The sequence below is a fragment of the Agromyces zhanjiangensis genome, assembly GCF_040496055.1.
Lineage (GTDB): Bacteria > Actinomycetota > Actinomycetes > Actinomycetales > Microbacteriaceae > Agromyces > Agromyces zhanjiangensis.
In genome coordinates this window covers 35,281-56,286 of the sequence record NZ_JBEPKB010000008.1, presented here as the reverse complement: position 1 = coordinate 56,286, position 21,006 = coordinate 35,281, and the positions used below count along the sequence as shown (strand labels likewise).

Here is a 21,006-nt window from a genome sequence, read left to right as displayed (position 1 = left end):
CTGGAGGCATCATGACGACGACGTCAGCTGAGGCGAAGCGACCCGGGGGAGCCCGAGTCGCCGTCCAGCGCTTCGGAACCTTCCTCAGCGGCATGATCATGCCGAACATCGCGGCATTCATCGCCTGGGGATTCATCACCGCGCTGTTCATCCAGGTCGGGCCCTTCCCGATCCCCGAGATCGGCGGGTTCCCGAGTCCCGACGGCACGGAGAACATCGGCCTCGTCGGTCCGATGATCACCTACCTGCTGCCGCTGCTCATCGCGAACATGGGCGGCCGGATGGTCTACGACACCCGCGGCGGTGTCGTCGGCACCATCGCGACCGTCGGCGTGATCGTCGGCGCGGGCATCCCGATGTTCATCGGCGCCATGATCATGGGCCCGCTCGCGGCCTGGGTCATGAAGCAGATCGACCGCCTGTGGGAGGGCAAGATCAAGGCCGGCTTCGAGATGCTGGTCAACAACTTCTCCGCCGGCATCGTCGGCATGCTGCTCGCCCTCGTCGGCTTCTACGCGTTCGCGCCGGCCGTTACCGCGGTCAGCAACGGCCTCGAGGCCGCGGTCAACTGGCTGGTCCTCGCGGGCCTGCTGCCGCTCGTGTCGATCCTCGTCGAGCCCGGCAAGGTCCTGTTCCTGAACAACGCCATCAACCACGGCGTGTTCACGCCGCTCGGCGTGCAGCAGTCGGAGGAGACCGGCAAGTCGATCCTGTTCCTCATCGAGGCGAACCCCGGCCCCGGCCTCGGCATCCTGCTCGCGTTCGCGATCTTCGGCGTGGGCCTCGCCCGTGCGAGCGCCCCGGGAGCGATCATCATCCAGTTCCTGGGTGGCATCCACGAGATCTACTTCCCGTACGTGCTGATGAAGCCGCTGCTCATCATCGCCGCGATCGCGGGCGGCATGACCGGCGTCGCGACGAACGTGCTGTTCTCCAGCGGCCTGCGCGCCCCCGCAGCGCCGGGCAGCATCTTCGCGGTGCTGATCCAGACCGCGTCGGACAGCTACGTCGGCGTCATCCTCTCGGTGGTCCTCGCCGCGACGGTGTCGTTCGTGATCTCCGCGATCATCCTCCGGGCGAGCCGCAAGCGCGACCTCGAGAAGGAGAACGCCGGCGACCTGTCGGCGGCGATCGCGCAGACGCAGGCGAACAAGGGCAAGGAGTCGAGCGTGCTCTCCGGCCTGCAGGCCGAGGGCGTCGCGGCCGGTGCCGGCCTGATCGCCGAGGGCGAGCAGGCGGCGTTCGAGCACAAGCCGATCCACTCGATCATCTTCGCGTGCGACGCGGGCATGGGCTCGAGCGCGATGGGCGCGACGGTCCTGCGCAACAAGATCAAGAAGGCCGGAATCGACAGCGTGACGGTCACCAACAAGGCGATCGCCAACCTGAGCGACGACGTCGACCTGGTCATCACGCACCAGGACCTGACCGAGCGGGCGAAGCTCCAGTCGCCGAGTGCGCTCCACGTCTCCGTCGAGAACTTCATGAACTCGCCGAAGTACGACGAGATCGTGAACCTGCTGGAATCGGAGGGCGTCCGCTGACGAACTCCACCGGATGACGCGACGCCCGGGTCGCGGCCCCGCATCACGCGACGGCCGCGGCTCGGGCGGTCGCGTCATCCGCCACCCGGGCCCGCGCGGCCGCCGACCGGACACGCCCGACCGACCCGACCACGAAGACGCGATGAGGAAGTAGGAGCACTCCATGACCGACCAGATCCTGTCGCCCGGCGACGTCCGCCTGGCCCCTGCCGCTGCGAGCCGCGAGGAGGCGATCCGCGCCGCGGGCGCGATCCTCGTCGAGGCGGGCGCGGTGCGCCCCGAGTACGTCGACTCCATGCTCGAGCGCGAGGGCAGCGTCTCGACGTACATGGGCAACTGGCTCGCCATCCCGCACGGCACCAACGAGGCGAAGGACCAGATCCTCCGCTCGGCGCTCTCCTTCATCCGATACGACGAGCCCATCGACTGGGGCGGCGAGGAGGCGCGATTCGTGGTCGGCATCGCGGGCATCGGCGACGAGCACCTCGAGATCCTCTCGAAGATCGCGATCATCTTCTCCGACGAGGACGAGGTCGGAAAGCTCCTCGCGGCCGGCTCGTCGGATGAGCTCGTCGCACTGCTCTCCGAGGTGAACGACTCGTGAAGGCCGTCCACTTCGGCGCCGGCAACATCGGCCGCGGCTTCATCGGGCTGTTGCTGCACGACGCCGGCTACGAGGTCGTCTTCGCCGACGTGAACGCCGAGCTCATCGACGCCCTCGCGGAATCGGACCACTACACGGTGCACGAGGTCGGCGTCGGCGCGCGCGACCTCGTCGTCGACCGGTACCGCGCGGTGAACTCGCAGACGGATGCCGCGGCGCTCGCCGCCGAGCTCGCCGACGCCGACGTGCTCACGACGGCGGTCGGTCCGAACATCCTCCGCTTCATCGCGCCGCACGTGCTGCAGGCGCTGCGCGACCGCTCGCCCGATGCGCCCCCGCTCGCGGTCATGGCGTGCGAGAACGCGATCGACGCGACGAGCCTCCTCCGCGAGGAGACCCGGCACCTGGCGGGGCCCGACGAGTGGCTGGCGCTGGAGCGCCGTGCGGTGTTCGCGAACACGGCCGTCGATCGTATCGTGCCCGGCCAGCCCGAGGGCGCCGGTCTCGACGTGACGGTCGAGACGTTCTCGGAATGGGCGATCGAGGAGCCGCCGTTCGGCGATGCGCCTCCCGTGATCCCGGGCGCGCACTTCGTCGATCGACTGGGTCCGTACATCGAGCGGAAGCTCTTCACCGTGAACACTGGGCACGCGTCGACGGCGTACTTCGGCTTCCTCGCCGGGCACACGCGCATCGCCGAGGCCCTCGCCGACCCGTCCGTCGCCGAGCGCGTCGAGCAGGTGCTCCACGAGACCTCCGCCCTCATCGTCGCCAAGCACGGGTTCGGCGCGGGGGAGATGGCCGAGTACCGCGAGGTCATCCTGGGGCGCTTCCGCAACGAGGGCCTGCCCGACACCGTCGAGCGCGTCGGGCGCCAGCCGCTGCGCAAGCTCTCGCGCCGTGAGCGCTTCATCGCGCCGGCGGCCGAACTCGCGGAGCGCGGACTGCCGGTCGACGCGCTGCTCGCCGCCGTCGAGGCGGCGCTCGGGTTCGACGTGCCGGCCGACCCCGAGAGCGTCGAGCTGCAGGAGCGGCTGGGCACGGATGTCGCGGCGACGTTCGTGCGCGAGGTGTGCGGGATCGAGCCGGGGCATCCGCTGCACGATCGCCTCGTCGAGGTCGTCGCGCGGCGGACTGCAAGCTGACACGCGGCCCGACTGGCGAATCCCGACCGATTCGCCTATAGTTGACCCTTGGTGTTTTGCACGCCCGCTTCGGCATGCCCGATGGCCTGCCGAGGTCGTGCATCATCATCGCACGACCGACAACCCAAACTCCAAGCGATAGTGAGGCTATGGCCAAGAAAGACGGCGTCATCGAGATCGAAGGCTCGGTCATCGAGGCACTCCCGAACGCGATGTTCCGGGTGGAGCTGACCAACGGGCACAAGGTGCTCGCCCACATCTCCGGAAAGATGCGCCAGCACTACATCCGCATCCTCCCCGAGGACCGCGTGATCGTGGAGCTGAGCCCGTACGACCTGACCCGCGGCCGCATCGTCTACCGCTACAAGTAGGGGCCTGTCGGAAAGTAACGACCTGCGGCACCCCGCGGGTACGAGGACAGCGAAAAAAGGAACAACGACTGTGAAGGTCAACCCCAGCGTCAAGCGCATCTGCGACAAGTGCAAGGTCATCCGCCGCCACGGCCGCGTCATGGTGATCTGCGAGAACCCGCGCCACAAGCAGCGCCAGGGCTAGTCCCGCGCCGACGCAACTGCATACCGGCACTTCCATGAACCCGCGCCCTCAGGGCGCGGGGGACACCCTCGGACGGAGGCCGAGGCACCGGAAGTGCTCCACACCTCCACACATCCAACAGGAGAAGCCACCATGGCACGTCTGGCAGGAGTCGACATCCCGCGCGAGAAGCGCGTGGAGATCGCACTGACCTACATCTACGGCGTCGGCCGTACCCGCGCGCTGGAGACGCTCACCGCGACCGGCATCGACGGGAACATCCGCGTCAAGGACCTCAGCGACGAGCAGCTCGTCGCACTCCGCGACCACATCGAGGGGACCTACAAGGTCGAGGGCGACCTCCGCCGCGAGGTCGCCGCCGACATCCGCCGCAAGGTCGAGATCGGCTCGTACGAGGGTCTCCGCCACCGCCGCGGCCTCCCGGTCCGTGGTCAGCGCACCAAGACCAACGCTCGTACCCGCAAGGGCCCGAAGCGCACCGTCGCCGGCAAGAAGAAGCCCGGCCGCAAGTAACCGCTCGCGCCAAGATCTAGGAGATTTCGACAATGGCAGCACCCAAGGCGGCTACTCGCAAGCCGCGCAAGAAGGAAAAGAAGAACATCGCCGTGGGCCAGGCCCACATCAAGTCGACGTTCAACAACACCATCGTGTCGATCACCGACACGACCGGTGCCGTGATCAGCTGGGCCTCCTCCGGTGGCGTCGGCTTCAAGGGCTCGCGCAAGTCGACCCCGTTCGCCGCGCAGCTCGCCGCCGAGTCGGCCGCCCGCCAGGCGCAGGAGCACGGCATGAAGAAGGTCGACGTCTTCGTCAAGGGCCCCGGCTCGGGCCGCGAGACCGCGATCCGCTCGCTCCAGGCCGCAGGCCTCGAGGTCGGCAGCATCAACGACGTGACGCCGCAGGCGCACAACGGCTGCCGCCCGCCGAAGCGTCGCCGCGTCTAGTTCTCCGTCCCCGGTGATCGAGTAGGCCGCAGGCCGTATCGAGATCGCACGGTCTCGATACGCGCCCGGCTGCGCCGGTCGCTACTCGACCACCGGGCCACCGTTCTCTCAACAACTCAAGATCCTCGAACTCGCAGGTGTCATATAGCGGACACCCTGCCGAAAGGAATCACACCGTGCTGATCGCACAGCGTCCGACGCTCACCGAAGAGAACATCTCGGAGTTCCGTTCGCGTTTCGTGATCGAGCCCCTCGAGCCGGGCTTCGGTTACACCCTGGGGAACTCGCTCCGTCGCACCCTCCTCTCCTCGATCCCCGGCGCCGCCGTGACGAGCATCCGCATCGACGGCGTGCTCCACGAGTTCTCGACCGTCCCGGGCGTGAAGGAGGATGTCACCGAGATCATCCTCAACATCAAGAACCTGGTCGTCTCCAGCGAGCACGACGAGCCGATCACGGCCTACCTGCGCAAGCAGGGCTCGGGCGAGGTCACCGCCGCCGACATCTCCGCCCCTGCGGGTGTCGAGGTGCACAACCCCGAGCTGGTCATCGCGACGCTCAACGACTCGGCGAAGTTCGAGCTCGAGCTCACGATCGAGCGCGGCCGCGGGTACGTCTCGGCCAGCCAGAACCGCAACGAGTACTCCGAGGCCGGCCAGATCCCGGTCGACTCGATCTACTCGCCGGTCCTGAAGGTCACCTACCGCGTCGAGGCCACGCGTGCCGGTGAGCGCACCGACTTCGACCGCCTCGTGGTCGACGTCGAGACCAAGGCGGCGATCTCGCCGCGCGACGCGATCGCCTCGGCCGGTCGCACGCTCGTCGAGCTGTTCGGCCTCGCCCGTGAGCTCAACAGCGCGGCCGAGGGCATCGAGATCGGCCCCGCGCCGGTCGACGCCGTGCTCTCGAGCGAGCTGTCGATCCCGATCGAGGACCTCGACCTGTCGGTCCGCTCCTACAACTGCCTCAAGCGCGAGGGCATCAACACGGTGTCCGAGCTCGTGGCCCTGTCGGAGTCGCAGCTGATGAACATCCGCAACTTCGGCCAGAAGTCGGTGGATGAGGTCAAGGACAAGCTCACCGAGATGGGCCTCTCGCTCAAGGACTCGGTCCCCGGCTTCGACGGCGCCCACTTCTACACGGGCTTCGACGACGAGAACTAGCAGGCCACGGGCCGCACCAACCCCACACCACTGGAGATAACGAACCATGCCGAAGCCCACGAAGGGCCCCCGCCTCGGAGGCGGACCCGCGCACGAGCGCCTGCTGCTCGCGAACCTCGCCGCTGCGCTGTTCACGCACAAGCGGATCACCACGACCGAGACCAAGGCGAAGCGCCTTCGTCCGTTCGCCGAGCGCCTGGTCACGTTCGCCAAGCGCGGCGACCTGCACGCGCGTCGCCGCGTGCTCGCCGTCATCGGCGACAAGTCGGTCGTGCACGAGCTGTTCGCGGTCATCGCGCCCCAGGTCGCCGACCGTGAGGGCGGCTACACCCGCATCACCAAGATCGGCAACCGCAAGGGCGACAACGCGCCCATGGCCGTGATCGAGCTCGTGCTCGAGCCGGTCCAGCCGAAGCAGCGCGCCGCGAAGCCCGCGGCCGCCGACGAGGCGCCCGCCGAGGAGGCTCCGGTCGAGACGCCCGAGGCCGAGGTGACCGAGGCCGAGGCCGCGGTCGACGAGGCCGCCGGCGCCGAGGCGTCGGAGGAGTCGGCCGAGGCCCCCGCCGAGGAGACCGATGCGGCCGAGGCGAAGTAGCCCCGCGCACCACGCACCCGGAACCCCCGCAGCGCTCGCTGCGGGGGTTCCGTGCATTCGCGGCATGCGTGCGATGCACACCCGTAGGCTTGCCTGCGTGGGAGCACACGGATGACGCTGCGGATCCGACTGGACCTCGCGTACCAGGGGACGGGGTTCGCCGGATGGAGCCGGCAACCCGCGCTGCGCACGGTGCAGGGCGTGCTCGAGGCGGCGCTGGCGACCCTGTTCCGCCGGGAGGGGGCAGCGCCGCGACTGGTGGTGGCCGGCCGGACCGACGCGGGCGTGCACGCCAGGGGGCAGGTGGCCCACATCGACGTCGAATCCGACGCGTTCGAGGCGGTCACCCGCCCGAGGCGCGGCGACGCGACGGATGACCGGGCCGTCGACCCGTACGCCGTGCTGGTCCGCAGGCTCACCGGCATCCTGGGTTCGTCGGACGACGACCTCGTCGTCCGCGCGGCGCGCCGGGCGCCCGACGGCTTCGACGCGCGCTTCTCGGCGGTCTGGCGCCGCTACGCGTACCGGATCGCCGACCTCGGGGCGGAGCGCGACCCGCTCCAGCGGCATCGGACCGTGTGGTATCCGCGCGCCCTCGACGCCGACTCGATGGACGTGGCGGCGCAGACGCTCCTGGGCCTCGGCGACTTCGCGGCGTTCTGCAAGCCGCGAGACGAGGCGACGACGATCCGCACGCTCCAGTCGTACCGCTGGCGCCGCGACGCCGACGGCGTGCTCGTCGCCTCGCTCCAGGCCGACGCCTTCTGCCATTCGATGGTTCGGGCGCTCGTCGGCGCGTGCCTCGCGGTGGGCGAGGGGCGCCTGGACGTCTCGGGGCCCGCGGCGCTCATGGCGGCCCGCGAGCGCACGAGCGCCTTCAAGGTCCTCCCCGCCAAGGGGCTCACGCTCACCGAGGTCGGTTACCCGGCAGACGAGGAGCTCGCCGCTCGCGCCGAGCAGACGCGGGCGCGCCGTGAATTGCACGTGGACGGGGTCGTCGGCTAAGATTTCCCTTTGGTGCCGTCGACTGCGCCGGTACCCGATGTTGAGCCCTCCACCGGAGCGTTCCACCCGCATCGCGGGAGAACCCCCACCGGAGCGGGATTCACGAACCCCTCACTCGATCAGAAAGCAGCACTACTGTGACGCGCACCTACACCCCGAAGGCGAACGAGATCCAGCGCGACTGGGTCGTCATCGACGCCACCGACATCGTGCTCGGCCGGCTCGCGAGCCACGCCGCCTCGATCCTCCGCGGCAAGCACAAGGCGATCTTCGCCAACCACGTCGACACCGGCGACTTCGTCATCATCGTCAACGCCGGCAAGGTGGCCCTCACCGGCCAGAAGCTCGAGCAGAAGAAGGCCTACCGCCACTCCGGCTACCCGGGTGGCCTCAAGGCCGTCGGCTACGCCGAGCTCCTCGAGAAGAACCCGGTCCGCGCCGTCGAGAAGGCGATCCGCGGCATGCTGCCGAAGAACTCGCTCGGCCGCGCCCAGATCAAGAAGCTGAAGGTCTACGCCGGCCCGGAGCACCCGCACGCGGCCCAGCAGCCGAAGCCGTACACCCTCACCCAGGTCGCCCAGTAAGCCCGGCGCACAGCGAAAAAGGACTCAGACACCACCATGGCGAAGATCGCAGACCAGATCGACCAGGCTCCTGAGAGCTACACCACCGAGTCGGCTCCGGCCGCCGCCCCCGCGGCGCGCCCCGTGCTGAACGTCTCGGGCGCGGCCGTCGGCCGCCGCAAGCAGGCCATCGCGCGCGTGCGCGTCGTGCCGGGTGCGGGCACCATCACGGTCAACGGCCGTGAGTTCGCGGACTACTTCCCGAACAAGCTCCACCAGCAGCTCATCACCGACCCGTTCACCGTGCTCGAGCTCACGGGCTCGTACGACGTGATCGCGCGCATCACCGGCGGCGGCCCCTCGGGCCAGGCCGGTGCGCTCCGCCTCGCGATCGCCCGTGCGCTCAACGAGATCGACCGCGAGAACAACCGTCCGACCCTCAAGAAGGCCGGCTTCCTCACGCGTGACGCCCGCGTCATCGAGCGCAAGAAGGCCGGTCTCAAGAAGGCCCGCAAGGCGCCCCAGTTCTCGAAGCGCTAGTCTTCGGATCCCTGGATGCCTCGGCTCTTCGGAACCGACGGGGTCCGGGGCCTGGCCAACCGTGAACTCACGGCTGACCTGGCCCTGGGCCTCGCCCAGGCGGCTGCGGCCGTCCTCACGCAGGGACGTCACGCCGACGAACTGCGTGCCGCCGGCCGCCGGCCGGTGGCGATCGTCGCCCGCGACCCCCGCGTCTCGGGCGAGTTCCTGACCGCCGCGGTCTCGGCCGGTCTCGCCAGCTCCGGCGTCGACGTGCTCGACGCCGGCGTCATCCCGACGCCCGCGACGGCCTTCCTGATCGACAGCATCGCCGCCGACTTCGGCGTGATGATCTCGGCGTCGCACAACCCGGCTCCCGACAACGGGATCAAGTTCTTCTCGTTCGGCGGCACGAAGCTGCCCGACGAGGTCGAGGACCGCATCGAGTCCTACCTCGGCAAGCAGAAGCTCGCCCCGACCGGCGACGGCGTCGGTCGCATCCGACGCTTCGCGGACGCCGAGGACCGCTACGTCGTCCACCTGCTCGGCACCCTTCCCGCCCGGCTCGACGGGCTCAAGGTCGTCCTCGACTGCGCGCACGGCGCTGCCGCCGGCGTGTCGCCCGAGACCTTCCGCGACGCGGGGGCCGAGGTGATCGTGATCGGTGCCGACCCCGACGGCATGAACATCAACGACGGCGTCGGCTCGACCCACCTCGAGTTCCTCCAGCAGTCGGTGCTGGAGCACGGCGCCGACATCGGCATCGCGCACGACGGCGACGCCGACCGGTGCCTCGCGATCGATGCCGACGGCCGCGTGATCGACGGCGACCGCATCATGGCGATCCTCGCCGTCTCGATGCACGAGCGCGGCATGCTCACCGACGACACGCTCGTGGTGACCGTGATGTCGAACCTCGGGCTGAAGCGCGCGATGGCCGATCGCGGCATCCGCGTGATCGAGACCAAGGTCGGCGACCGCTACGTGCTCGAAGCGCTCACCTCGGGCGGCTACGCGCTCGGCGGCGAGCAGTCCGGCCATGTCATCATGACGGAGTTCGCCACGACCGGGGACGGCGTGCTCACCGGGCTCCACCTCGTGGCCGAGATGGCCCGCACCGGGAAGTCCCTGGCCGAGCTCGCGTCGGTCATGACCGTCTACCCGCAGGTCCTCGTGAACGTGCGCGACATCGACCACCACGGCCTCGCCGACGACGCGGTCATCGCCGAGGCGGTGCGCGAGGTCGAGGCGGAGCTCGGCGACACCGGCCGGGTGCTGCTGCGCCCCTCGGGCACGGAACCGATGGTGCGCGTCATGGTCGAGGCCGCAGACCAGGCCGATGCCGACGCGCACGCGAACCGGCTCGCCGAGGTCGTGCGGGAGCGCCTCACGCGCTGAGTCGGCTCGCGGCTCCGCCGGTCCGGTCTGCGGCGCGGAGCGCGCCGTCAGAGCTTGCGGAGCAGCACGCTGGAGACCGTGTGGTCGGCGTCCTTCCGGAGGACCAGCGACGCGCGAGACCTGGTCGGCCGGATGTTCTGCAGCAGGTTCGGCTCGTTGATCGACTGCCAGATCGAGCGCGCCCGCGCGCGCGCCTCGTCCTCGGTGAGGCTCGCATAGCGGTGGAAGTAGGAGCGCGGGTTCGAGAACGCACCGCGCTGGAGCTTCAGGAATCGGTCCTCGTACCACCGGGCGATGTCGCGCGTGCGCGCGTCGACGTAGATCGTGAAGTCGAACAGGTCGCTGACCGCGAGGCGGTGCCCCGGCCCGGGCGGCTGGAGGACGTTGAGCCCCTCGATGATGAGCACGTCGGGTCGCCGCACCGTGATCTGGGCGTCGGGGACGATGTCGTAGGCGAGGTGCGAGTAGAAGGGGGATCGAACCTCAGGCGCGCCGGCCTTGACGTCGCTCACGAATCGCAGCAGCGCGCGCCGATCGTAGGACTCGGGGAACCCCTTGCGCGCCATGAGGCCACGGCGCTCGAGCTCGGCGTTCGGGTAGAGGAATCCGTCGGTCGTCACCAGCTCGACGCGGGGCGTGTGCTCCCACCGTGCGAGCAGCTCGCGGAGCAGCCGCGCGATCGTCGACTTGCCGACCGCCACCGAGCCGGCGACGCCGATCACGAACGGCGTCGACTCGAAGCGCTCGCGGAGGAACGTGCTCGTGACCTCGTGCAGCGCCTTGGTGCCGCCGACGTAGAGGTTCAGCAGCCGGCTGAGCGGCAGGTACACCTCGGAGACCTCGCGAGGGTCGAGCGGTTCGCCGAGGCCCCGGAGCTGCACGATCTCGGTCTCGCGGAGGGGCGACGGCATGGACGGCGCGAGCGCCGCCCATGAGGCGCGGTCGAGTTCGACGAACGGGGAGATCTGCGGCGTGTGCGTCGACGGGCTCTGCGGATCGGGCACCGGCACAGTCTAGTGCGCCGCGCGCGGCACGCTGCCGCCGTCGCGGGTCGTCGGGGCCGTTCGGGGGCCCGCCCGAGGGACTCCGGGGCGCCCGGCAGTCGCCCAGTCGCGCGTGGCTACAATCGAGCCCATGTGTGGAATCGTCGGATACGTCGGAGAGCGGAACAGCCTCGACGTCCTCATGGGCGGTCTCCGCCGTCTCGAATACCGCGGCTACGACTCGGCGGGCGTCGCCGTGGTCGGAGACGAGGGCGAGATCGAGTTCGCCAAGCGCGCCGGCAAGCTCCAGGTGCTCGCCGACGAGCTCGAGCGCCACCCGGTGCACCGCGGCGGCACCGGCATCGGCCACACCCGGTGGGCGACGCACGGCGGACCGACCGACCGCAACGCGCACCCGCACCTCGGCGACGAGGGCCGGCTGGCGCTGATCCACAACGGCATCATCGAGAACTTCTCCGAACTGAAGGAGGCGCTCCTCAGCAGGGGCGCCACGTTCGAGTCCGAGACCGACACCGAGGTCGCGGCCGTGCTCCTCGGCGAGCTCTATCGCGAGACCGGCGACCTGCAGGAGGCGTTCCGCCTGACGGTCGCGCAGCTCGAGGGCGCGTTCACGCTCCTCGCCGTGCACCAGGACGAGCCCGGCCTCGTGGTCGGCGCGCGCCGCAACTCGCCGCTCGTCATCGGCCTCGGCGACGGCGAGAACTTCCTGGGTTCGGATGTCGCGGCGTTCGTGGAGTATACGAAGCGCGCCGTCGCGATCGGGCAGGACCAGATCGTGGCGATCACGGCCGACGGCGTCACCGTGACCGACTTCGACGGCGAGGTGGTCGAGGTCGAGCCGTTCGACGTGGCGTGGGACGCCTCGGCCGCCGAGAAGGGCGGCTGGTCCTCGTTCATGCGCAAGGAGGTGTCGGAGCAGCCGGAGGCGGTGGCCAACACGATCCGCGGTCGCGTCGTCGACGGCGTCGTCTCGATCCCCGAACTCGAGGGCTTCGGGGACGACGAGCTCCGGGACATCCGCCGCATCACCGTGATCGCGTGCGGCACGGCCGCCTACGCGGGCATGGTCGCGAAGTACGCGATCGAGCAGTGGGCGCGCGTCCCGGTCGAGGTCGAACTGAGCCACGAGTTCCGCTACCGCGACCCCGTCATCGACGAGCACACGCTGGTCGTCTCGATCAGCCAGTCCGGCGAGACCATGGACACGCTGATGGCGGTCAAGTACGCGCGCGAGCAGGGCGCACGGACCATCTCGGTCTGCAACACGCAGGGCGCGACGATTCCGCGCGAGTCGGACGCCGTCGTCTACACGCACGCCGGGCCCGAGGTGGCGGTCGCGTCGACCAAGGCGTTCGTGGCGCAGATCACCGCGCTCTACCTGTTCGGGCTGCACCTCGCCCGCGTGCGCGGGACGCTCGCCGACGACGAGCTGGCCGGCCTCCTGGCCGAGCTCCAGGCGGTCCCCGCCAAGATCGAGACCGTGCTCGAGCAGGCGGAGCGGGTCGGCGAGCTCGCGCACTGGATGAGCGACACCCGCTCGGTGCTCTTCCTCGGCCGCCACGTCGGCTACCCGATCGCGCTCGAGGGTGCGCTGAAGCTGAAGGAGCTGGCGTACATCCACGCCGAGGGCTTCGCGGCCGGGGAGCTCAAGCACGGCCCGATCGCGCTCATCGAGCCCGGCCAGCCGGTGTTCGTCGTCGTGCCGAGCCCGCGCGGTTCGGCGAACCTGCACCCGAAGGTGGTCTCGAACATCCAGGAGATCCGCGCCCGCGGCGCCCGCGTCATCGCGATCGCCGAGGCCGGCGACGCCGCGGTGCTGCCGTTCGCCGACGAGGTGATCCGCATCCCGCTCGCGGCACCGCTCTTCGAGCCGCTGCTCGCCGTCGTGCCGCTGCAGATCTTCGCGATGGAGCTGTCGCAGGCGAAGGGCCTCGACGTCGACCAGCCGCGGAACCTGGCGAAGTCGGTCACCGTCGAGTGAGGGACGAGGTGGGAGTCGGCACGTTCGGCACCCGCCCGCCCCGATGGTGCGGCAGACTCGAACCGTGAGGTCGGAGAGGGACGAGTGATCGCGGGCATCGGCATCGACGTGGTCGACATCGCGCGCTTCGCGCGATCGCTCGAGCGCACGCCCTCACTCCGGGACCGCCTGTTCGCCGAGAGCGAACGCGAGCGTCCGGCCCGGTCGCTGGCCGCCCGGTTCGCGGCGAAGGAGGCCCTGATCAAGGCCCTCGGCGGTCACGCCGTGATCCGCTGGCACGACATGCGCATCGTCCAGGACGCCGACGGCAACCCGGACTTCGCGCTCTCGGGGGCGCTCTCCGCGCACGTCGCGGCGCTCGGCATCGACCGGGTCCATCTCTCGATGAGCCACGACGCGGGCATCGCCAGCGCGTTCGTGGTGCTCGAGCGCGGGGTCGGACGCGCGGCCACCTCGCAGGAGGCGCTCGCCGCCCCGAACCCCGCCGAGGAGCCCGAGTGAACCCCCGCCACGTCCGATCGCCGTTCCGTGAGGCCGTCGTCGACCTCGACGCCGTGCGCCAGAACGTCGCCACGATCGCCGCGGCGGTCGCTCCGGCACGCGTCATGGCCGTCGTCAAGGCGGACGCGTACGGCCACGGCGCGGCGCACGTCGCCCGTGCCGCGCTCGCGGGCGGCGCCGACCGCCTCGGGGTCGCCGACCTCGACGAGGCGCTCGCGCTGCGCGACGCCGGCATCGAGGCCCCCGTCCTCGCCTGGCTGCACGACCCCGCGGCGCGCTTCGACGCCGCGATCGCCCACGACATCGACCTGGGAGCCTCGTCGCTCGCCCAGCTCGAGGCGATGGCGGATGCCGCGGCCGCCGTCGGTCGCACCGCGAACGTGCACCTCAAGCTCGACACCGGGCTCAGTCGGAACGGCATCCTGGCGGCCGACTGGGACGATGTCGTCGCGCGAGCGGCGACGCTCGAGGCCGAGAGCCGCGTGCGGGTCGCCGGCGTCTTCAGTCATCTCGCGAACACCTCGACCGACGAGGACGCCGCGCAGCTCGCCGCCTTCCTCGACGGCGTCGCCGCCGCCGAACGTGCCGGGCTCTCGCCCGAGATCCGGCACCTCGCGTCCACGGCCGCGGCCCTGCGCATGCCCGAGGCGCGCCTGGACATGGTGCGCATCGGCATCGGCGTCTACGGCGTGCCGCCCTTCGGCGACGGGACGACGGCCGCGGAGCTCGGCCTGACGCCCGTGATGACGCTTCGCGGGAGGATCGCGGCCGTGCGTCGCGTCGAGCCCGGCACGGGGGCCTCGTACGGCCACACCTGGCGCGCGTCGCGTCCGACCACGCTCGCGCTCGTCCCCCTCGGGTACGCCGACGGGGTGCCGCGACAGGCATCCGGGCGCGCCGAGGTCCTGATCCACGGGGTCCGCCATCGGATCGCCGGGCGGATCGCCATGGACCAGTTCCTGGTCGACGTGGGGGAGGCCGAGGTCGCCGTCGGCGACGAGGTCGTGCTCTTCGGCGACCCGGCCGTCGGCGCCCCGTCGGCCGACGACTGGGGCGACGCGGCCGACACGATCGGGTACGAGATCGTCACGCGGGTCGGGCCGCGCGTGCCGCGCACTCACGTCGGAGACGCCTGATGCGCCGGTCCATCCCGGACGCCGAGGCGATGGAGGCGTTCGGCCGCGAACTCGGACGCACGTTCCGGGCCGGCGACCTCGTCGTGCTCACCGGCCCGCTCGGCGCCGGGAAGACGACGCTCACGCGGGGCATCGGGGCGGGGCTCGGTGTCCGCGGGCCGGTGCAGAGCCCGACGTTCGTGCTCGCGCGGACCCACCCCAGCCTCGTCGGCGGCGCGCCCCTGGTGCACGTCGACGCGTACCGCCTCGGCAGCGCCCCCGAGCTCGAGGACCTCGACCTCGACTTCGCGAACTCCGTCGTGGTGGTCGAGTGGGGCGCGGGCCTCCTCGACGACGTCAGCGAGTCCTGGCTCGAGGTGGTCATCGCCCGACGCCGCGGCCACGACGTCGGTGGCGACGGCGGCGGTCCCGAGGTCGATCCGGACGCCGAGCTCGACGAGGACGAACCCCGGACCGTCGACCTCCTCGGCCACGGTCCGCGATGGGCGGGCACGCCGTTCGCCGTACAGTCGCAGCTCGAGGACTGACTCCACCGGACGCCCCGGCCGTTCCCGGCGGGACCTCGGCGGCGCGCATCTAGGCTTGATGTCATGCTCCTCGCGATCGACACGTCCACCGGGACGAGCGTCGCCGTGGTCGACCTCGACGGCGGGATCCTCGCCGAGACCGGCACGAACGACACCATGCGGCACGCCGAGCTCGTCGGCGACGGGATCCGGGACGTCCTGGCGCGCGCCGGCGTGCGCCCCGCCGACCTCTCCGGCGTCGCGGCGGGCATGGGGCCCGGGCCCTTCACGGGACTCCGGGTGGGCATCGCCGCCGCGCGCGCCTTCGCACTCGGCATCGGCCGCCCGGTGGTGCCCGTCGTGAGCCACGACGCGATCGCGCGGGCGTGGTACTCCGCCGGCGGTGCCGGCCCCCTCCAGGTCGTGACCGATGCCCGGCGGCGCGAGTCGGCCGTGACCGACTACGACGGGCTGGACGCGGACGGGCTGCCCGTCAGGCTCGACGCGCCGCGACTCGAGCCGCGCGACGCGGTGCCCGCGCCCCGCGGCATCCGCCTCGACGCCGACACCGTCTCTGCCGGTTCCCTCGGGCTCGTCGCCGAGCTGGCCCACGCGGCAGGGCGTCTCCCGGTCGCCGGAGATGAGGCCCTCTACCTCCGGGCGCCCGACGTGACGCCCTCGGCGGGCAAGCGGGTGCTGCGATGAGCCTCATGCTGCGACGCGCGACGCCCGACGACCTCGACGCCATCATGCGACTCGAGCAGGCCACGTTCCCGACCGACGCCTGGCCCGAGTCCGCGATGCGGAGCGAGCTCGAGTCGGTGCACGGGTACTACCTCGTCGCCGTGGACGACGCCGAGCCGGACGCGCCCGTCGCGTACGCCGGGCTGCTCGCGCCGCGCGGATCCGGCCAGGGCGACATCCAGACCATCGCGGTCGACGCCACCCGTCGCGGCGCCGGCCTCGGCCGCGCGCTCATGCAGGCGCTCATCGCCGAGGCCCGCCGGCGCGGGGCGGCCGAGCTGTTCCTCGAGGTCCGCGCCGACAACACGACCGCGCGCCGACTGTACGCCTCCCTCGGGTTCATCGAGATCGGCGTGCGGCGCGCGTACTACCGTCCCGACGGGGTCGACGCGATCACCATGCGGCTCGACGTCCCGCCGGCCGCGACGCGCCCGGCGTCGGCGGCGGTCGAGCCGACGGGATCCGAGTCGGCCGGACCGGCGGACGCCACGCCAGGAGGAACGCAGTGAACCGCGACGCGCCGCTCGTGCTCGGCATCGAGACCTCGTGCGACGAGACGGGCATCGGCATCGTGCGCGGCACCGAGCTCCTCGCCAACGCCATCGCGTCGTCGATGGACGAGCACGCCCGCTACGGCGGCGTCGTGCCCGAGGTCGCCGCGCGGGCCCACCTCGAGGCGCTCGGCCCGACCATCCGCGCCGCGCTCGACGAGGCATCCGTCGACCTCGCCGACCTCGACGCGGTCGCCGTGACGAACGGGCCCGGTCTCGCGGGGGCGCTCATGGTCGGCGTCGGCGCCGCCAAGGCGCTGGCGCTCTCGCTCGAGAGGCCCGTGTATGCCGTGAACCACCTCGTCGGACACGTCGGCGCCGACCTCATCGGCGACCGTCCACTCGAGACGCCGAGCGTCGCGCTGCTCGTGTCCGGCGGGCACACGTCGCTCCTGCTCGTGCGCGACCTCGACTCCGACGTCGAGCTCCTGGGCGAGACCATCGACGACGCGGCCGGCGAGGCGTTCGACAAGGTCGCGCGACTGCTCGGCCTGCCCTACCCGGGCGGTCCCGAGATCGACCGGGCCGCCGTCGGCGGGGACCCGGACGCCATCCGGTTCCCGCGCGGGCTCACCCGGCCGAAGGACCTCGAGCGCCACCGGTACGACTTCTCCTTCTCCGGCCTGAAGACCGCGGTCGCGAGGTGGGTCGAGCAGCGCGAGGCCGCGGGCGAGCCCGTGCCCCTCGCCGACGTCGCGGCGAGCTTCCGCGAAGCGGTGGTCGACGTGCTCGTGTCGAAGGCGATCGCGGCGTGCACCGACCTCGGCGTCCCCCGCCTGCTGCTCGGCGGCGGCGTCGTCGCGAACCGGAGGCTGCGCGAGGTCGCCGAGGCCAGGGCGGATGCTGCGGGCATCGCGCTGCGCATCCCGCCGCTCTCGCTCTGCACCGACAACGGCGCGATGATCGCCGCGCTCGGCGCCCGTCTCATCATGGCCGGCCATCAGCCGTCGACGCTGGCGTTCGGCGCCGACTCGACGCTGCCCGTGACCGAGATCCAGAGCTGATCCCGCGAGCGATCACCATGGGCACTTCTGCCCACGCGTGACGGCGGCGGCGCGCGCTATGGTGAGCGAAGACCCCCGCGATCGCGGGTGAGACGACCCGCCCGCGCGAGCGTTGACAGCATTCGGACGCGCTGCCAGCATGGCCGGGTCCGCGCTTGCACGAGAGGAAACCGCATCATGACCGACTCCAACACGCCCGATCCGAACGCCTCGAACGTCCCGCCGCCGCCCCCCGCCCCGCCGGCGCAGCCGGCGCCGTCCTACGGTGCGAGCCCGTCGTACGCCGCTCCGGCCGCGCAGAAGACCAACGTCCTCGCGATCGTCTCGCTGGTGTCGTCGTTCTTCATCTCGCTCGTCGGCATCATCACGGGCCACATCGCGCTGAGCCAGATCAAGAAGACGGGCGAGCAGGGCCGCGGCCTCGCGATCGCCGGCCTCATCATCGGCTATGTCGGCCTGGTGCTCGGCATCATCTTCGCGATCGTCTGGTTCGCGATCATCGGCGCCGCGATCAGCAGCGGTTCCGTCACCACCTACTGATCCACCCGCAGCACGGAAGGGGCTCGGCATGAGCGATCCCACCAACCCGGAGACGCCGAAGGAGCCGGCGCCCCCGACTCCGTCGGAGCCGACCGTCCCGGTGGAGCCTGCCGAGCCCGCCGTGCCTGCGGAGCCGGACGAGCCGGCGGTGCCGGCGGAGCCCCAGCCCGAACCGCCGAGCGCGCCCGAGCCGCCGAGCGCGCCCGAGGTGCCCGGTGAGCCCGTCCCGCCCGCGCCCCCGGTCCCGCCCGCGCCCCCGGCTCCACCTGCGCCTCCCGCCGCTCCCGCCGCTCCCGCCCCGGCCGCAACTCCGTACGGAGCACCGCCGGCGCCGGCGCCGACCGTCGGGGGACCGTTCGACACGGCGGCGCCGAGCAGTGTCGGCAGTGCGGGCCCGGTGCCGCCGACCGGTGGATACGGCGGATACGGGGCGGCCGGGTATGCTCCCGCGCCGGCGAAGCCGACGCCCGTGCTCAGCCTGATCTCCCTCATCGCCGGCGTCATCGGCGTCATCGGCTCGCCCGTCGTCTTCATCCCGCTCGTCGGGGGCGTGCTGCAGCTCTTCGTCCCGGCGGCGGCGATCGTCCTCGGCTTCCTCGGCCGCAGCAAGGAGCCCGCTGCGAAGGGCATGTGGCTCACGGGCCTCATCCTCGGCTTCGTGGGCGTCGGCATCGCACTCCTGTCGTTCCTGCTCTGGGGGATGCTGTTCTCGATCGGCAGCGGCTACGGCTACTGAGGCGACCACATGACCGACGAGCGACCCTCGGCCCCGGTGGGACCGGGAACCGACCGCGTGCCGGAGCCGGGAACGCCGGAGACCAGTCCCGCAGACCGGCCGACGCCGGCGGATCCCGTGCGCCGGCCCGCGGCCGACGCGCCGCCGGCCGCTCCCGCCCGCGAGTTCGACGTCCCGTACGACACAGGGGCACTCCACGGGCTCCCGACGGGCCAGCTGCTCGCCGTCGGTCGTCCCCTTCCCGAGCCGCACGAGGCGGAGTATGAGGAGGAGGAGGAGCAGCGACGCGTCTACAGCCAGGTCGGTGCCGTGATCGGCTCGATCGGCGCCGTCGCCTCGCTCTTCGTCGGGTGGATGTTCCCCCTCTCCGTCGCGGCGATCGTCTTCGGCGTGCTCGGGCTCCGTCGCGAGGAGCACGGGCGGATCCTCGCCTTCATCGGGATCGGGACCGGCGTCGCCGGCCTCGTGTTCTCCGGCGTCTGGCTGGGGTACTACGCGATCGTGTTCGGCGCGCTCTCGACCGCCTGAGGCCGTCGCCGGGCGTTCAGATCCGCTCGACGAGGATCGCGACGTGGCGGCCCTCCTCCCGGGTGAGCACGACGGTCGCCGAGACATCGCCCTTCAGCTTCAGCCGGGTCCGGAGGGCGGCGGGGTCGACGTCGACACCGCGCTTCTTGATCTCGAGCGTGCCGACGCCGCGTTCCTGCAGCGCGCGCCGGAGGCTGCGCTCGTCCGCCGGAAGGCGCTCGATGACGCGGAATCCCCTCGCGAACGGAGTGTCGACCTCACGGTCGCCGGTCAGGTAGGCGATGCCGTCGCTCAGCATCCACGAGCCGAGCGATCGGGCGAGATCGCCGATGAGGCGCGCCCGGATGACGGCGCCGTCGGGCTCGTACAGGTAGTCGCCGAGCGGGCCCACGGGGGCGTCCTCGGCGTCGGCCGGCGCGACGAGCTCCTGCGCGCCGTCGCCGCGGATCACGAGCGCCGCACGGCCGACGCCGGCCCGCGCGAGCGCGCCGGTCCAGACGACGAGCTCGACGACATCCCCGTCGACCGACACCCACTGCGCTTCGGCGCCATCGGGGACGACGTCGCGATCGGTGCCAGGCCCGAGCTTCACGCCGATCGGCATCCGCTCGGCGAGGCCGAAGACGAAGTCGAGCGAGGGGGAGTAGTCGGCGGCGTCGGCGAGCCGCGTCGTGGTGCCGCCCGTGGTCGTGCGACGTGCGGGATCGAGCCACGCGGCGTCGATGCCGCCGAGGGCGACGTCCTCGGCACGGGCGTGGAGCACGCGCACCTTGGGGAACGGCGTCAGGTTGAACGCCGCGACGGCGGCGGTCACCTCGTCGGCCTCGGCGGCGGTCACCTCGAGGTCGACCGCGGCCAGCGCGAGCGCGTCGCCGCCGATGCCGCAGCCGAGATCGGCCACGTGTCGGAGCCCGGCGCGCGCGAACCGGCCGGCGTGCAGCGCCGCGACCCGCAACCGGGTCGCCTGCTCGAGTCCGGGTTCGGTGAAGAGCATGCGGTCGGCGAACTCGCCGAACTTCGGCCGCGCCTTCGCGCGCAGCCGAGACTGGCTCAGCACGGCCGCGACCAGGCCCGGATCGTGCCCCTGCTTGCGCAGGTCGGCGACGGTCTTCACGACGTCGGCCTTCGACGAGTACGGCGGCAGGGAGTCGAGCAGCGAGAGTCCCTCGGCAGAGAGCAGCCTCACCAGCTCGTCGCGTTCCACGCCGACACGCTAGCACCGCGGCATCCGCTGGCACTCACGTTGCACGAGTGCCAGAACCGCCATAGACTCGGTTTAGCACTCTCACTCAGAGGCTGCTAACCCCAGTCTTCGTCAAGAAAGAGGTCAACCGTGTCGGTTTCCATCAAGCCGCTCGAGGATCGCATCGTCATCAAGCAGGTCGAGGCCGAGCAGACCACCGCCTCCGGCCTGGTCATCCCCGACACCGCCAAGGAGAAGCCCCAGGAGGGCGAGGTCGTGGCGGTCGGCCCGGGCCGCATCGACGACAACGGCAACCGTGTTCCGCTCGACGTGGCCGTCGGCGACAAGGTGATCTACTCCAAGTACGGCGGTACCGAGGTCAAGTTCGGCGGCGAGGACTTCCTCGTGCTGTCGGCCCGCGACGTGCTCGCGGTCGTCGTCCGCTAGTCGACACCGACATCGACGCGGCCCGGATGCCACTGGCATCCGGGCCGCGTCGTCGTCTGCGGGCCGCGCGGAGCGGGCGCGCCCGGCGGCGCGGCGGGATGTCGACGGAG

At 71.4% G+C, this 21,006-nt stretch carries 25 protein-coding genes and 1 pseudogene; 24 read left to right on the top strand and 2 right to left on the bottom strand.

All coding sequences use genetic code 11. The annotated features are described in order from the left end of the window. Window positions 1-11: 11 nt before the first annotated feature. The 13 genes from ABME02_RS14565 (at window position 12) to glmM (ending at window position 10,035) form a co-directional block, all read left to right on the top strand. Window positions 12-1,544 (top strand): PTS mannitol transporter subunit IIBC, encoded by a 1,533-nt coding sequence (locus ABME02_RS14565; protein WP_353816067.1) that lies wholly within the window; start codon window positions 12-14, stop codon window positions 1,542-1,544. A gap of 163 nt (window positions 1,545-1,707) precedes the next feature. Continuing rightward, window positions 1,708-2,148, top strand: coding sequence for a PTS mannitol transporter subunit IIA (locus ABME02_RS14560; RefSeq protein WP_353816066.1), 441 nt, complete (start codon window positions 1,708-1,710; stop codon window positions 2,146-2,148). Continuing rightward, window positions 2,145-3,293, top strand: a complete 1,149-nt coding sequence (locus ABME02_RS14555) for a mannitol-1-phosphate 5-dehydrogenase (RefSeq protein WP_353816065.1) — start codon at window positions 2,145-2,147, stop codon at window positions 3,291-3,293. The genes ABME02_RS14560 and ABME02_RS14555 overlap by 4 nt, the downstream gene beginning before the upstream one ends. A 149-nt stretch (window positions 3,294-3,442) precedes the next feature. Further along, window positions 3,443-3,664, top strand: a complete 222-nt coding sequence (infA, locus tag ABME02_RS14550; RefSeq protein ID WP_011186713.1) for a translation initiation factor IF-1 — start codon at window positions 3,443-3,445, stop codon at window positions 3,662-3,664. A 70-nt stretch (window positions 3,665-3,734) separates the two neighbouring features. Further along, window positions 3,735-3,848 (top strand): 50S ribosomal protein L36, encoded by a 114-nt coding sequence (gene rpmJ / locus ABME02_RS14545; protein ID WP_056734976.1) that lies wholly within the window; start codon window positions 3,735-3,737, stop codon window positions 3,846-3,848. A 132-nt stretch (window positions 3,849-3,980) separates the two neighbouring features. Continuing rightward, window positions 3,981-4,361: a 30S ribosomal protein S13 gene (rpsM, locus tag ABME02_RS14540; RefSeq protein ID WP_155052812.1), complete on the top strand. Its 381-nt coding sequence runs from the start codon at window positions 3,981-3,983 to the stop codon at window positions 4,359-4,361. 32 nt (window positions 4,362-4,393) lie between these two features. Continuing rightward, window positions 4,394-4,792: a 30S ribosomal protein S11 gene (rpsK, locus tag ABME02_RS14535; protein WP_092668574.1), complete on the top strand. Its 399-nt coding sequence runs from the start codon at window positions 4,394-4,396 to the stop codon at window positions 4,790-4,792. A 176-nt stretch (window positions 4,793-4,968) separates the two neighbouring features. After that, a complete protein-coding gene (locus ABME02_RS14530) occupies window positions 4,969-5,955 on the top strand; it encodes a DNA-directed RNA polymerase subunit alpha (protein WP_353816064.1) in 987 nt (328 codons plus the stop codon). 46 nt (window positions 5,956-6,001) lie between these two features. Then, window positions 6,002-6,550: a 50S ribosomal protein L17 gene (gene rplQ, locus ABME02_RS14525; RefSeq protein ID WP_353816063.1), complete on the top strand. Its 549-nt coding sequence runs from the start codon at window positions 6,002-6,004 to the stop codon at window positions 6,548-6,550. A 111-nt stretch (window positions 6,551-6,661) separates the two neighbouring features. Beyond that, on the top strand, window positions 6,662-7,555 hold the full coding sequence (locus tag ABME02_RS14520; RefSeq protein WP_353816062.1) for a tRNA pseudouridine synthase A: 894 nt from the start codon (window positions 6,662-6,664) through the stop codon (window positions 7,553-7,555). Window positions 7,556-7,692: 137 nt separating this feature from the next. Further along, a complete protein-coding gene (rplM, locus tag ABME02_RS14515) occupies window positions 7,693-8,139 on the top strand; it encodes a 50S ribosomal protein L13 (RefSeq protein WP_129234477.1) in 447 nt (148 codons plus the stop codon). Between the two features lie 36 nt (window positions 8,140-8,175). Beyond that, the gene (gene rpsI, locus ABME02_RS14510) at window positions 8,176-8,658 is read left to right on the top strand and encodes a 30S ribosomal protein S9 (protein ID WP_353816061.1); all 483 of its coding nucleotides are present in this window, start codon (window positions 8,176-8,178) and stop codon (window positions 8,656-8,658) included. A 15-nt stretch (window positions 8,659-8,673) separates the two neighbouring features. Then, window positions 8,674-10,035 (top strand): phosphoglucosamine mutase, encoded by a 1,362-nt coding sequence (glmM, locus tag ABME02_RS14505; RefSeq protein WP_353816060.1) that lies wholly within the window; start codon window positions 8,674-8,676, stop codon window positions 10,033-10,035. A 47-nt stretch (window positions 10,036-10,082) separates the two neighbouring features. Here the strand turns inward: glmM and coaA are convergent, their stop codons facing one another. Further along, a complete protein-coding gene (coaA, locus tag ABME02_RS14500; RefSeq protein ID WP_353816059.1) occupies window positions 10,083-11,039 on the bottom strand; it encodes a type I pantothenate kinase in 957 nt (318 codons plus the stop codon). A 130-nt stretch (window positions 11,040-11,169) separates the two neighbouring features. Here coaA and glmS point away from each other — a divergent pair, with 130 nt between their 5' ends. From glmS to ABME02_RS14450, 10 genes and pseudogenes are all read left to right on the top strand, one after another. Continuing rightward, a complete protein-coding gene (glmS, locus tag ABME02_RS14495) occupies window positions 11,170-13,020 on the top strand; it encodes a glutamine--fructose-6-phosphate transaminase (isomerizing) (RefSeq protein ID WP_353816057.1) in 1,851 nt (616 codons plus the stop codon). An 84-nt stretch (window positions 13,021-13,104) separates the two neighbouring features. Beyond that, window positions 13,105-13,449: pseudogene (locus tag ABME02_RS14490) on the top strand (holo-ACP synthase); the annotation flags it as partial. 68 nt (window positions 13,450-13,517) lie between these two features. Beyond that, a complete protein-coding gene (gene alr / locus ABME02_RS14485; RefSeq protein WP_353816055.1) occupies window positions 13,518-14,657 on the top strand; it encodes an alanine racemase in 1,140 nt (379 codons plus the stop codon). Then, window positions 14,657-15,184 carry a tRNA (adenosine(37)-N6)-threonylcarbamoyltransferase complex ATPase subunit type 1 TsaE gene (tsaE, locus tag ABME02_RS14480; protein ID WP_353816054.1) on the top strand — a complete coding sequence of 176 codons (528 nt, stop codon included), beginning with the start codon at window positions 14,657-14,659 and terminating at the stop codon, window positions 15,182-15,184. Before alr ends, tsaE begins: the two co-directional genes overlap by 1 nt. Window positions 15,185-15,247: 63 nt before the next feature. Then, window positions 15,248-15,868, top strand: coding sequence for a tRNA (adenosine(37)-N6)-threonylcarbamoyltransferase complex dimerization subunit type 1 TsaB (tsaB, locus tag ABME02_RS14475; RefSeq protein ID WP_353816053.1), 621 nt, complete (start codon window positions 15,248-15,250; stop codon window positions 15,866-15,868). Further along, a complete protein-coding gene (rimI, locus tag ABME02_RS14470; protein ID WP_353816052.1) occupies window positions 15,865-16,416 on the top strand; it encodes a ribosomal protein S18-alanine N-acetyltransferase in 552 nt (183 codons plus the stop codon). The genes tsaB and rimI overlap by 4 nt, the downstream gene beginning before the upstream one ends. Beyond that, entirely contained in the window at window positions 16,413-17,462 is a 1,050-nt protein-coding gene (gene tsaD, locus ABME02_RS14465; protein WP_353816051.1) for a tRNA (adenosine(37)-N6)-threonylcarbamoyltransferase complex transferase subunit TsaD, read from the top strand. The genes rimI and tsaD overlap by 4 nt, the downstream gene beginning before the upstream one ends. Before the next feature lie 177 nt (window positions 17,463-17,639). Further along, on the top strand, window positions 17,640-18,002 hold the full coding sequence (locus tag ABME02_RS14460; RefSeq protein ID WP_353816050.1) for a DUF4190 domain-containing protein: 363 nt from the start codon (window positions 17,640-17,642) through the stop codon (window positions 18,000-18,002). A gap of 28 nt (window positions 18,003-18,030) precedes the next feature. Then, a complete protein-coding gene (locus ABME02_RS14455; RefSeq protein ID WP_353816049.1) occupies window positions 18,031-18,738 on the top strand; it encodes a hypothetical protein in 708 nt (235 codons plus the stop codon). Between the two features lie 9 nt (window positions 18,739-18,747). Next, complete coding sequence (locus tag ABME02_RS14450) at window positions 18,748-19,266, top strand: hypothetical protein (RefSeq protein WP_353816048.1); 519 nt, start codon at window positions 18,748-18,750, stop codon at window positions 19,264-19,266. Window positions 19,267-19,282: 16 nt separating this feature from the next. Here the strand turns inward: ABME02_RS14450 and ABME02_RS14445 are convergent, their stop codons facing one another. Further along, window positions 19,283-20,470, bottom strand: a complete 1,188-nt coding sequence (locus ABME02_RS14445) for a class I SAM-dependent methyltransferase (RefSeq protein WP_353816047.1) — start codon at window positions 20,468-20,470, stop codon at window positions 19,283-19,285. Window positions 20,471-20,599: 129 nt separating this feature from the next. Between ABME02_RS14445 and groES the strand changes: the two genes are divergently transcribed. Next, window positions 20,600-20,896: a co-chaperone GroES gene (gene groES, locus ABME02_RS14440; protein WP_022889766.1), complete on the top strand. Its 297-nt coding sequence runs from the start codon at window positions 20,600-20,602 to the stop codon at window positions 20,894-20,896. Window positions 20,897-21,006 lie beyond the last annotated feature (110 nt).